A 12,217-nucleotide genomic window follows, 5' to 3' on the forward strand; every position below is an offset into this window, starting at 1 on the left:
TGCACTCTACCCAAACAGTGTTCTGTACTGGAGTACAGTAAACTATAATTGTTATAAATATTGCATTTACCTCATAGAAATGTAATCTGGTCGATCAGCCATTGTAGAATTTATTCTTTTAATATTCACATTACTTACACACCGATTTGGCCGACTGGTCGGCTTACGCTCGTCTATTTGATTAAGTGTGGTACAAACTCCGATAGATTAGTAATGAAGCCGGCTTCTCGGCGGAGCCCGATAGCGCAGGCATTACCAGCCCAGAAAACCCCAGCCTGATAATAGCGGCCTTGCGGGTCCTGAGGTAGGCTGGCGAAGCGCTGGCGGACCTGGGGCTGGTGTCCAAAATCGCCAGCTACGGTTTGTCCCGTCTGCGAGTCGGTTACCTCTGTTACGTTTTGGCCTTCCCGCCCAAAGAGGGGTTTGCGCACGTAGCGGCCAGGCAAGTCGTTGAGTGAGGCTTCCAGCAAATGCGGGTGATACGGGTAATTCTGCCACAGCCAAGCTAGGATACCCTTGCTTTGGAACAGAAGCGAATACGCCGGATTGGCGATAACCAAGTCGCGGCTTTGCAGCAATTGGGTGAGGTCGGCCGTTAGCTCAGGTTCTTCTTCGGCCAGAATTTCCCACGGCACCAGTTTGAACACGAAGGCAAACCGCTGCCATTTGCCGGGCTCCGTTTCCACCCAAGCACCCCGCTCCTCTCCTTGCACTGAGACTTTCATGGCGTCAACCGAGCAAACGTGTGTTAACTCGAAGCCTGCTTCGGTGGCGGCAGCGGCTAGTACGGCGCAATTGGCTTCGTCCTCTTCACTATCAGGCAGATGCACCAACAAAAGGGTTGGCTCCAGGTCGTTGTTGAGTTCGAGCCAGTGCGCCAACTGGTTTTGCAGCCCTTCGAACAAGCCATTGACTTGGCGCTCATCGTCGGCTTGGCCAGCAGCCATCAGGCTGGCCCACTGCACTACTGCCGTTTCCGGCAAGCTAGTAGCCGTATCGGCGTTGAATTCCAGCAGTTTAGGTCCATCCGGGGTATCGGCAATATCGAAGCGGCCGTATAGGTGCCAGTGCCGGTCGTCGTTCCAGGAATGGCGCACGGCCGCCCAGAGGTTGTCGGGAATGGCTAATACGCGCAGCAGCTCATCAGGAATGGGGTCGGGAATAGACTGCACCATCAGGTCGTAGAGCGTATCGGCGGCTTGCAGCAGCGCATCGGCAGTAGCTTCGGCAAGTTGCACGGCTTCACGGGCTACGTAGTTCTGGCAGGCATCTTCAATGGCCCAATCCCAGCCCAGTTCCCGAACGGCCGGGGCAATATCTCCGGTAAGCGGCAGTAGCTGTATCATCCGTAGCTGCTATCTATACTATATATAAGGTGTTAACCGCCAAAGCCCCGGCTGCTGGCCCGGCTGCCAAAGCCAGAACTACGCCCCGAGGGCGCACTGCTCCGCACACTGCTACTCCGCCCAAACCCGGTGGTGCGCACAACGCTGTTACTGGGCCGAATACCCGAAGTAGGCGAGTTACGATTACCCGTAAAGCCTCGGCCGAAGAAACCCCGGCCCTGGTCCCGCTCCTGAGCCACGCGGCTGCGCCAACTGTTGTTCTGCTGAATCAGGCCTGGATTGGCGTAGGCGCCCACGTTGGGGGTAAGAAAGCGTCCGGCCATGTACCCAATGCCGCCCCACATCAGAATGTCCATCATGCCAGTGCCGCCGGCACGATTTTCAGGATAGGCGCGGCTGTAGTCCTGCATCTGCTTTTGCAGTGCCTGGCCTTGCAGGGTGTCCACCTTGCCATCGAAATGCTTGAGGACAGCGGCAACCTGCTCTTTACCGGCAGGTCGCTCGGCCGTTATTTTCCACTCGCCGGGCTTCACCTCCGTCATTTCGGTGATGACTCCTTCGGAATACGAGTCGCCGTTGCCGCTGCTCCAGTTGTCGGAGGTGTTTTCCGATTCGGAATTGCTGGAGCAAGCGGGTAGCCCAACACCCAGGCTAGCGGCGGCGGCCATCAGTAGCACGTTGCGGCGCCAATCGCCGAGGCGGAAGTACGGTTTATTCATAGCAGATGGTACTAGGTGACTGGTTCTGATTGCTTGTTTCAGGTAGTTAACGCAAAACCCACAACTTTATCCATCTTCATTCGCCATCCAAGAGCAATTTTTAGGTGGCTGGGTTGCATCCGCTCTCTATAGCAAACTGTTACAGCCCAATAACCATGCCGCCAGAACGCCAGACGGGCGGACGAAAACGAATTTCGCCCGCCCGTGCGGTGGTTGGTGATTGTGGAGTGGGTGCCGCAGCCGTTACAAGACCCGCGTCATATACAACGAGAACTTAGGCGGGTGCGCGCTGTTGCCGCTGCCGCCCAACACAACCTGCTCGGGCGTGTAAGAAGTGGGCGGCGCCAAGATCAGGCCGTAATTGTCGATTTGGCGCTTGAGAACTGCCGTGCAGTAAGAAGTCAGGGAGAAGGAGTAGCTGCCCTGGTCGAGGTTGGTGCGGGCCGACAAGCCGCGGTAATACGGGGCCGTAATTTGGGTGCCGGCGGCATCGGCTAGCAGCCCCAGATACTGGTTGCCGCGGCTGGCCAAGTACACGGTGAGGCTGGTGGGCGGTGGGAAGTAACGGTTTTCGGCAGCCGTAACGGTTTCCAGCGTTATGCCGGCCGAGTTGATGACCCAAGTACCGTCCAGCTCGTTCAGGTTCAGCAAGTACGGCACTTCTATCTTGGTTTGCAGCCCCAACCCACCTTGGATGTAGGCTTCGGCAGCGGTGCGGGCACTTGGGAGCGTTTGGAGGTAAGAGTTCAAACTACCCAGCGCGCTACCATTGCGGACGGCGGTTAGCTGATAGAAATGCCGCCCACCCGTAGCCGTTGAAAACGAGTACGACAGCGCCGTGGCCGGGGCGGCGGGGTCGTGGTAGTAGAGGCGGACCGTGGTGGCTTGGTTGGTGGCATCAAAGCGTAGCAACGCCGCATTATCGGAGGTGCCGGGCGTCAGAACCAGGCCGGGCAGCCGGGCTTCCAGCTCGTCTTGGGTGCCAAGCTGGCGGTTCTGGCCGGCGGCTAATAGCTCCTGCCCTAGCGCATCGGCGAGGCGGACCCGCAGGGTATCGAGGCGCGGGCGCGGACGAGCGTGGAAAGTGGTAGTGCCGAGCAGGGCCGCATCATACGCCAGGGAGCTACTGGCGTAATAGGTGGTGCTGGGCCGGATTGGAGCGCGGAGGCGGTGCACCTGCACTTGCTGGGTGCGGGTGGTGTCGCCGTAGCGGTACGAATCGGACAGCAGTAACAGCACTACCGAGTCGTAGACCATGCTGGTTTTCGGTTGAAACACCCCATCTGCCAGCCCCAGGCAAGCGTAGCTGCTAGCCGTAAGCGTACCCAGGCGCGCATCGGTATAGCGGCCCAACAGCAGGTAGCTGTTGCTGGACGTCGGGACGGAATCGACCAATACCGTGGATGTACGAATGGTGAGCGTATCGACGTAGATGGTGCCCGTTACCTTATCAGCGGGGGGCAGCTCGGCCCCGATGCTGGTGGCGTCTTCGCAGGCGGTCAGGGCCCACAGTAGCAGGCAGACCAGCCAACCACCGGCAAAGCGCCACCGCGGGTGTGGAGAGTGGCTACTGATTATCATCGTTCGGCGCCAGCATCCAGAAATCATCTAACCGGGTGCTGCCCGACGTGCCCGTGCCCACGTAGCCCCGGTCGCCGAGGCCAAACCCTACGGCCAGGGTGCGGGTAGCGCCTTCAAATGCGCTTTTCTCGGTCCAGGTGTCACTGGTGGGGTCGTATTGCCAGCAGCTAGACAGATTGCCGCTGTTGGAGCCGCCCGTTACGTAAGCCAGGCTGTTGACCACGAAAGCCACCCCGTTCATGCGCGGCACGGCGCTGTAGTCGTAGTCGTCGCCTTCGTCGTCGCTGTCGTTGAGTTCAAGTTTGCGGCGCTCCGTCCACCGCTCGGTGGTGGGGTCGTAGGCCCAGATGTCGGTTTTCACCAGCGCGTTATCGGAGCCGGCAAGTATGTAGCCGGTGCCGTTGATGGTGAAAGCCAAGGCCCCGAGGCGTTTGTCGCCGCCGAAGCTGGCTTTTTGCGTCCACTGGTCGGTGGTGGGGTCGTACTGCCAGAAATCCTTTTTGGTGTTGCCGTCGTGCCCGGTGCCCAAGTAGCCTTTACCGGCTATTTCCAAGCCTACGGCGCCATAGCGGGCCGAACCGGCAAAGTCGGCTTTGCGGGTCCAGGTGTTGGTACTGGGGTCGAATTCCCAGAAGTCGTTGAGGCGGTTAACCCCGTCGTAGCCAGTGCCAATGTAGCCTTTGCCGTTCACGGCGAAACCAGCGGCTTGGTAGCGCGCTACGCCCGGAAAATCGGCCCGCTGTCGCCACGTATTCAGGCTGGGGTCATACTCCCAGAAATCCTTGAACTCATCGGTGCCGTCGGTACCCAAGCCCACGTAGGCTTTGTCGCCGATGGTGAAACATATGGCCCCGCTACGGGCCAGGCCTTCAAACTGGGAGCTTTTGGTCCAGTTGCCAATTAGTTCGGTGTCTTCGTCGTCGTTGCTGTCACAGGCAGCTAAACTCAGCATGGCCAAAAACAGCCACAGTAGCATCCGGGGATGATTCATAGAAAAGAGGTAGGGAAGTTGAACGAATGAGGGAGTACCAGGCCAGCCAGCAGAGTTGCAGCCCTGCTAGCTGGCTTGGGCACTTTCACTCACCGCTACAAACCTACCGGCTCCCCTACCCTCGCCCGGAACACTATCTACCAACCCACCCGATTCCTAGACTGTCTTCCTTATTCATCCGACGACAAGCCAGGGCGGCACGTTGCTTATTCCCACAGCGGATAATGCTCCAGATGCACTTCCTGCTCGAAGAAAATGCGGGTGCTTTCCTCGAACGAGCGGGTGAAATCAGAAACGTAGAAATGATGCGTGGGCGGCGTTGGCCCAGGCGTAGCGGCCAATTGGTGGCTGTTCAGATAGCTCTTTACATGGGCGGCCACCACATCGGAAGCGTCCAGCACTTCCACGTCGTTCTGGTAGAACTCGGCTATTTGCTGCTTGATCAGCGGATAGTGCGTGCAGGCCAGCACCAGCGCCTCGATGCCGGCCAGCGCCGGATTGGTGAGGTAAGAGCGAATAATGCTGTCGGAAATAGTGTTGGCAAAAAAGCCTTCCTCAATCATGGGGGCCAGCAGCGGCGTGGCTAGGCTTTGCAGGCGCACCCCCGCGTCGAGGTCGTCGATTTTTTTGCGGTACACGTTGCTGTTCACGGTTTGCTTGGTGCCGATGAGGCCCACCGTGCGGCCCGCGTAAGCCGCGCCCACATGCGCCACTATCGGGTCGATGACGTTGAGCACCCGCGCCTTCGAGCCCACGTATTCGCGCACCAGCTCGTAAGCTGCCGCCGAGGCCGAGTTGCAGGCAATCAGAATCAGCTTGCACTGCTGCTTGAGCAGCAGGTCGCAGATTTTGACGGAATACGCCTGAATGGCGGCCGTGGACTTGTCGCCGTAGGGTAGGTGCGCGGTGTCGCCGAAGTAAATGAGGCGCTCATGGGGCAGCTCGCGGGCCACGGCGCGGGCCACGGTTAGCCCGCCAATGCCACTGTCGAATACCCCAATGGGGCGAGTGGTAGGATTCATAGTAAGTAGATAACAACTGATGAGGTAACACCCCGGCACTTGAGGTGGGCGGGCCGCCAGCCGCACAAAGTTGCCGGTTTCCACCAACTCATCTTGAATTCATCGTTGCGGCTTAATTATTAATTGTTAATTGCCACGGAAATTCCCTAGTTATTCGTGCTTATGAGCATCATTCTGGAAGAAATCAATCAGGCATTGGCTGCCTTCGATTCCACCCAGGGCCGCCCGGTTGCTATTGAGCTGGGGGAGCGAAAGTACACGCAGCTTGTTCTGGACATGGCACATCTGCACAGCGCGGGCGGCGAGCTAACCCATAACACCGGTCGGCCACTGGCTTACAAAGGGCTGGAGATTCTGCGCGACGACATTCACGTAGACCGGGTACGGGTGATATAACATCTTCCCGTTGGGCTGCTTTCACCGCTCCTTCGCAACTGCCAGCTTCTACCGTGTATAAATCAAACGGACACACTGTTTGGCGCATACTGTTACCTGCTTCGCCTCATCACTGAGGCCTAGCTTGCTTGTGCGGAATATAGTACAATGTAAAGAATCCGGTATTTTCTATAGTGTATCAGGTAGCAGGCAATTAGTAAACAGTAAATTTGTGGTTTAGCCGGATTATTAGGCAAGCATCAACGCCTAAGAATAAGAGAATTTCATGTTGAGTTAGTGCTATGGAGAAGGCGGGTACTTCCACTTCCTTGTTGGAGGAGCAGACGTTACCGGGGCAGCAAACCGCACCTGGGGCCTCCTCCACGCTTCACCAGCTCACCCAGAGCCTTCTCTTGGTGCAACAAGCCTTTGCGGCGGTAGCCATTCTCACCGACCACGGCCAATTAGTATGGGTGAATGAAGGCTTCACCGAAATAATTGGGCTTAGCCCAGAGAGGTTGGCTTCGCACCCGGTTATCTGGGAAATACTACCGCCGGTGCCGGCCGCCTCGTTCACGGCTCCGGTCAGCTTGCTTGCACACTCGGTAGTTGGGTACGAAACGCTGGTGCAAACCGATAACCGCTCAGCCCGCTGGCTGCGCGTGAAGCTGCAACCGGCTCTACTGCCCAGCCAGGTAGCACCCGATTATTTTCTGGCACTTTTCGAAGACATTACCGACGAAAAGGCCACCCAAGCTGCCGCTGCCGCCCAGCAAGCCCAACTCCGCTACCTCGATGCGCAGGCGCCGGGGGTGTTGTTTCAGTGGCGCGCCAACCCCGATGGCAGCACTGCTCTCACCTACATTGGCAGCACTGCGCAAGCCATATTCGGGTTTCAGCCGGCAACGCTGGCCGAGCTAACGGCGGTGGTACACCCACAGGAACAGGCACAATGGATGCAGTTTCTGAATGCAGCCAGTAGCAAAGCAGCGCCTACTTTTGAAGGGCGCTTGCTGGTGCCCGGCCAGCCGTTGCGCTGGTGCAGCGCCAGCTACCAGCTGTCAACGTACGACGCGGCGGGTGCGCTTTATAGTGGTGTGCTGCAAGATATTTCCCCGCTGCGCGAAGCCGAGGAAGCTGTACTGGAAAACGAAGCGCGCTGGCTGATGGCTATTGAGCGGTTCGGCGACGGAGCCTGGGAATTCAACTACCAAACCGGCGACGACTATTTTTCCAGCGCCTACCGGGCCATGTTGGGCTACCCCGATGAGGACTTTCCAACCGGTTTTCAGGCTTGGCACAACCATGTCCACCCCGACGACCAGGCTGCCAGCCTGGAAGCGGCTGATGCGTATCTGCGCGGTGACGTACCTATTTATTCAGTGGAGCGCCGCTTGCTGTGCCGTAACGGCGAGTACAAATGGGTGCTCACCAGGGGCCTCATCACCAAGCGCGACGCCGAAGGCAAGCCCTTGATTATGACGGGTGTACACACCGATATTTCTGAAATCAAGAAAGCCAATCTGGCTATTGAAGCGGCTCAGCGGCACTTGGCGGCTACTATTGCCAACTTTCAGGAAGGGATTCTACTGGAAGACGAAAACCGCCGGGTGGTTCTCGTGAATGAGGCGTTTTGCCGAATGCTTCAGCTGGAAGTCACGCCCGATTACCTGACCGGAATGGAAACGGAAACCCTCATGGCGGCCACGCAGGCCAATACCAGAGCGGAACAGGGCTGGCTGACGGGCAGCAACGGCAGCACCCTGAAACAGCACGCCGTAATTGGCGACCTGCTGGTGCGCAAGAACGGGCAGGTGTTTCAGCGCGACTTTATTCCGGTTTCCAGCAACCAGGTTGCGCTGGGCTACCTCTGGAAATTCCAGGATGTAACCGAGCAGAAAAACGCCGAAGAAGCCCTCAAGCGGCGCGAGGAAAAGTACCGGCGCATCATCGAGCAAATGAAGCTGGGCCTGGTAGAATCAAACCTGACCGATGACGTACTCTACGTCAACCAGGTGCTGCGCGACACGCTGGGCTTTTCCCCCGACGAAGTCATCACGCAGCAGATGCTGCGCAGCCTACTAATAGAGCAAGGCTCCGAGCCGGAGGCGGAAGACGAACAAGCGTACGAGGTAGCCACCTGGAGCAAGGACGGCCGCCACAAGTGGTTGCAGGTGAGCCGCTCAGCCGTGTACAACGACGACCAGCAGCGCATCGGCACCATCCGCATCACCCTCGACATTACGCACCAGAAAGAGCTGGAAAACAAGCTGCGCACGGCCAAAGACTTTGCCGAGGAATCGTCGAGGGCCAAGGAGCTATTTTTGGCCAACATGAGCCACGAAATCCGGACGCCGATGAACGCCATTCTGGGCATGGCGCACCTCATGTCGAAAACGCTGCTCTCCTCCGAGCAGGACGACTATCTGCGGGCCATTTCCACCTCCGGGGCCAATCTGCTGGTCATCATCAACGATATTCTGGACCTGTCGAAAATTGAAGCCGGCCAACTGCAAATGGAGCGCATCGGCTTCAATCCCAGCCAGTTGATTGCCCAAATCGAGAAAACCTTACTCTACCGCGCCGAAGAACAAGGCCTCACGTTTGTAGCCCACGCGGCGCCCGAGTTGCCGCCGGTGCTGCTCGGCGACCCGTACCGCATCACGCAGGTACTGCTCAACTTAGCCGGCAACGCCATCAAGTTCACCGAGAAAGGCCGCGTTACCATCTCATGTGAGTTGCTCGGCCACGCCGACGAATTAGTGGAAATCAAGTTTACGGTAGCTGATACCGGCATCGGCATTGACCCGGCTTACTTGAACGACATTTTCAAGGAATTCAGCCAGGAAGACCCTTCCGTGACGCGCAAATTTGGGGGCACGGGGTTGGGCCTGAGCATCAGCAAGAGCCTTGTAACGCTGATGGGCGGCGAGTTGCGCCTGCACAGTGAAAAGCACATCGGCACGGTGAGCAGCTTCACCTTGCAGCTACCCCAGGGCTCAGAGCAGGATTTGCCGCACCGGGAAATTATCGACCAAGGCCGGCTCAAAAAGCTGAAAAATAGAAAGGTCCTGCTGGTAGAAGACAACAAGTTCAACCGCCAGATTGCCAAGGCGTTGCTCACGAATGTTCAGCTTCAGGTAGATGAAGCCGAGAATGGGGAGGTGGCCGTAGACATGCTGCGCCACCACCGCTACGACTTGGTGCTGATGGACGTGCAAATGCCGGTGCTCAACGGGCTGGAAGCCACGGCCATACTGCGCGCCGAGCTGGGGCTGACCACGCCCATTATTGCCCTCACAGCCAACGCCATTAAGGGCGAGCGGGAAAAATGCATAGCGGCCGGCATGAATGACTACCTGGCCAAGCCATTTCAGGAAGCGGAATTGCTGAAGCTGGTCGGCGACTGGATTTTGGGAGCTTCGGCCCCCCACCCCGTCACACCTCCCAAGCCGGCCCCGGTTGCGGCCCCTTCCGACGCGCCGCTTTACAAGCTCGACCTGCTCTACCAGATTGGGCAGGGGGACCAAGGATTTGTGGCCCTGATGCTGGAGTCGTTTATTGAAAGCTGCGAGGAAGCCGCGCAGGATTTGCACCAAACCCTGCTCACGCAAGACGGGAAACTGCTGAAAGCCACCACCCATAAGCTCAAACCCAGCCTCGACCACCTGCACATCTACCAGCTGCTCCCCCTCGTAAAGCGCCTCGACGCCTGGGACGCCGCCTATGACGCTACTGTTCTGCCGCCGCTCATCAAAACCGTTATCGAGTTGCTCGAACAGATTATCCGGCAAATGACCATTGACTTAGCCGCGGTAACCAAAACCCTCGGCAGCGGCCCCGACAGTATCGCCTGAACGAGGTGTAACCCGGCCACCCTTAGAGTAATTGCGGGTTTGTGCTTCCCGGCTGCCTACCCGTGGCTACCTTTGTAGCTATGAATCTGCTTTCTGCCGAGAACCTTTCGAAAAATTACGCCGACCGGTGGCTTTTCCGGGAACTGAACTTTGGTTTGCAACAAGGCCAGCGTGTGGGCTTGGTGGGCATCAATGGCTCGGGCAAAACCACATTGCTGCGCATTTTGGCTGGGTTGGAGCCGCCGGATACCGGCGCCCTGAGCACCCGCAAAGACACCCGCGTGTCGTTTCTGGGCCAGCAGCCGGTGTTCGATGAAACACTGACGGTGGAGGAAACCATCTTCGCCAGCCAGAACGATACCCTGGCCGCCATCCGTGACTATGAGCACGTAGTAAACGACCCCCACCACAAGCCCGCCGATTTGCAGCGTGTAATGGAGTTGATGGACTCGTACAACGCCTGGGACTACGAGTCGCAGGTGCAGCAGATTTTGGGCAAGCTGGGCATTCTGGGCGAGCTGTTGCAGCGCAACGTGAGCAAGCTCTCGGGTGGGCAGCGCAAGCGCGTGGCCCTGGCCCGCGTGCTGATTGAAGAGCCCGACGTGCTGATTCTCGACGAGCCCACCAACCATCTGGACCTAGCTACTATTGAGTGGCTGGAAAACCGACTGGCTTCCCCGAGTCTCACCCTGCTGATGGTAACCCACGACCGGTATTTCCTCGATAGGGTGGCCAACGAAATTGTGGAGCTGGACCAGGGCCGCGTGCACCGCTACCAGGGCAACTACGCCTACTTCGTGGAGAAGAAGGCCGAACGGGAGCAGATGGAAACCGCCGAAGTGGAAAAGGCCCGCAACCTGCTGCGCAAGGAGCTGGAGTGGATGCGCCGCCAGCCCCAGGCCCGCGGCACCAAGCAAAAAGCCCGCATCGACGCCTTCTACGAAACGCAGGAGAAAGCCAAAACCAAGCTGAAAGGTCCGGAAATGGAGCTGTCGGTGAAAACCACTCGCCAAGGTGGTAAAATCATTGAGGTAGAGCACCTGAGCAAGAAATTCGGCGACAAAGTGGTGCTCGACGATTTCAGCTACGTGTTCAAGAAGAAGGACCGGATTGGTTTGGTGGGACCCAACGGCGCGGGCAAAACCACGCTGCTCAACATGCTCACCAAGCAGCTCGCCCCCGACTCCGGCACCGTAGACGCGGGCCAGACCACCGTGTTTGGCTACTACACCCAAACCGAGCTGACCTTCGACCCCACGCAGCGCGTAATCGATATTGCCAAGGAAGTGGCCGAGGTGATTGAGCTGGCCGACGGCAGCGTGGTAACGGCTTCGCAGTTTTTGCAGCACTTTCAGTTTCCGCCGGCCCAGCAGTATACGCTGGTTAGCAAGCTGAGTGGCGGCGAAAAGCGGCGCTTGCAGCTGCTGCGCGTGCTCATCAAGAACCCCAACTTCCTGATTCTCGACGAACCAACCAACGACCTCGACATCATCACGCTCAACATTCTGGAGGAGTTTCTGCTTCAGTTTGCGGGCTGCCTGATTATTGTGAGCCACGACCGGTACTTTATGGATGCGCTGGTGGAGCAGGTATTTGCGCTGGAACCCGGCGGCAAAATCCGGCAGTTCCCCGGCAACTACACCGACTACCGTGAGTGGCTGCAGGAACAACCCGCCGACAACACCGCCCGCGACGCCGAGAAGGCCCTGAAATCGGTGAACCCCACGGCCGCTACGCCTGCTCCGGTTGCCGCGGCGGCACCTAAGCGCAAGGCCAGCTTTGCGGAAAAGAAGGAGTACGAAACGCTGGAAAAAGAAATCGAGCAGCTGGAAATCCTGAAGCAGCAGCTCATTGAGAAGCTGAACTCCGGCACCGGCTCCCACACCGAGCTAGCCGACTGGGCCGCCCAGCTCAAGCGCACCGATGCCGACCTGGACGCCAAGGGCGAACGGTGGCTGGAACTAGCTGAATTCGTGTAGCTCTCAAGCTCCCAGAAACGACTGCAAAAAAAACGGCGCCGGTGCATATCGGCGCCGTTTTGCGTTCGGTGGTAGTTATTCTCCAAAGAACTATTTCCTGAACGATGTAGAGACGCGACACTTCGCGTCTCCTCGTTGCTGATGTTGTTTTGCAAGGTGCGGTTCCAGTCGTTCAACGCCGAGACGCGAAGCGTCGCGTCTCCGTTCAGGCAGCTTACTCACATCATATCTAGGCTTCGATTAGTGAGCCGATGGAAATAAGATTTTGGCATTTAAAGAAAAGATGTGGCTTGTAGTTAGGGTGTGGGTTGTTTTCTAAACGATAACCGGGTTGCAGTCTGTTAGAA

Annotated in this window: 8 protein-coding genes; 3 read left to right on the plus strand and 5 right to left on the minus strand. The window is 57.9% G+C overall.

What is annotated here, in order from left to right:
- Window positions 1-173: 173 nt before the first annotated feature.
- The 5 genes from J0X19_RS16605 to murI form a co-directional block, all read right to left on the minus strand.
- A complete protein-coding gene (locus J0X19_RS16605; RefSeq protein WP_206985546.1) occupies window positions 174-1,346 on the minus strand; it encodes a glutathionylspermidine synthase family protein in 1,173 nt (390 codons plus the stop codon).
- Window positions 1,347-1,378: 32 nt separating this feature from the next.
- A complete protein-coding gene (locus tag J0X19_RS16610; RefSeq protein WP_206985547.1) occupies window positions 1,379-2,065 on the minus strand; it encodes a hypothetical protein in 687 nt (228 codons plus the stop codon).
- A gap of 243 nt (window positions 2,066-2,308) precedes the next feature.
- Entirely contained in the window at window positions 2,309-3,646 is a 1,338-nt protein-coding gene (locus J0X19_RS16615) for a DUF4270 family protein (protein WP_206985548.1), read from the minus strand.
- A complete protein-coding gene (locus J0X19_RS16620) occupies window positions 3,633-4,637 on the minus strand; it encodes a Kelch repeat-containing protein (protein ID WP_206985549.1) in 1,005 nt (334 codons plus the stop codon). The genes J0X19_RS16615 and J0X19_RS16620 overlap by 14 nt, the downstream gene beginning before the upstream one ends.
- 206 nt (window positions 4,638-4,843) lie before the next feature.
- A complete protein-coding gene (murI, locus tag J0X19_RS16625) occupies window positions 4,844-5,659 on the minus strand; it encodes a glutamate racemase (RefSeq protein ID WP_206985550.1) in 816 nt (271 codons plus the stop codon).
- Window positions 5,660-5,821: 162 nt separating this feature from the next.
- Here murI and J0X19_RS16630 point away from each other — a divergent pair, with 162 nt between their 5' ends.
- The 3 genes from J0X19_RS16630 to J0X19_RS16640 all read left to right on the plus strand — a co-directional run bounded on the left by J0X19_RS16630 (window position 5,822) and on the right by J0X19_RS16640 (window position 11,870).
- On the plus strand, window positions 5,822-6,055 hold the full coding sequence (locus J0X19_RS16630) for a hypothetical protein (protein WP_206985551.1): 234 nt from the start codon (window positions 5,822-5,824) through the stop codon (window positions 6,053-6,055).
- Window positions 6,056-6,336: 281 nt separating this feature from the next.
- A complete protein-coding gene (locus J0X19_RS16635) occupies window positions 6,337-9,891 on the plus strand; it encodes a PAS domain S-box protein (protein ID WP_206985552.1) in 3,555 nt (1,184 codons plus the stop codon).
- 80 nt (window positions 9,892-9,971) lie between these two features.
- Window positions 9,972-11,870, plus strand: coding sequence for an ABC-F family ATP-binding cassette domain-containing protein (locus J0X19_RS16640; RefSeq protein WP_206985553.1), 1,899 nt, complete (start codon window positions 9,972-9,974; stop codon window positions 11,868-11,870).
- Window positions 11,871-12,217: the final 347 nt, after the last annotated feature.

Source organism: Hymenobacter telluris (assembly GCF_017313265.1).
In the GTDB taxonomy this organism is placed as follows: domain Bacteria; phylum Bacteroidota; class Bacteroidia; order Cytophagales; family Hymenobacteraceae; genus Hymenobacter; species Hymenobacter telluris.

Excerpts from the sequence above, each read along its gene's own strand:
- J0X19_RS16620 (WP_206985549.1), bottom strand. The coding sequence starts at position 4,637 with ATGAATCATCCCCGGATGCTACTGTGGCTGTTTTTGGCCATGCTGAGT.
- murI (WP_206985550.1), bottom strand. The coding sequence starts at position 5,659 with ATGAATCCTACCACTCGCCCCATTGGGGTATTCGACAGTGGCATTGGC.
- J0X19_RS16630 (WP_206985551.1), top strand. The coding sequence starts at position 5,822 with ATGAGCATCATTCTGGAAGAAATCAATCAGGCATTGGCTGCCTTCGAT.
- J0X19_RS16635 (WP_206985552.1), top strand. The coding sequence starts at position 6,337 with ATGGAGAAGGCGGGTACTTCCACTTCCTTGTTGGAGGAGCAGACGTTA.
- J0X19_RS16605 (WP_206985546.1), bottom strand. The coding sequence starts at position 1,346 with ATGATACAGCTACTGCCGCTTACCGGAGATATTGCCCCGGCCGTTCGG.
- J0X19_RS16640 (WP_206985553.1), top strand. The coding sequence starts at position 9,972 with ATGAATCTGCTTTCTGCCGAGAACCTTTCGAAAAATTACGCCGACCGG.
- J0X19_RS16610 (WP_206985547.1), bottom strand. The coding sequence starts at position 2,065 with ATGAATAAACCGTACTTCCGCCTCGGCGATTGGCGCCGCAACGTGCTA.
- J0X19_RS16615 (WP_206985548.1), bottom strand. The coding sequence starts at position 3,646 with ATGATAATCAGTAGCCACTCTCCACACCCGCGGTGGCGCTTTGCCGGT.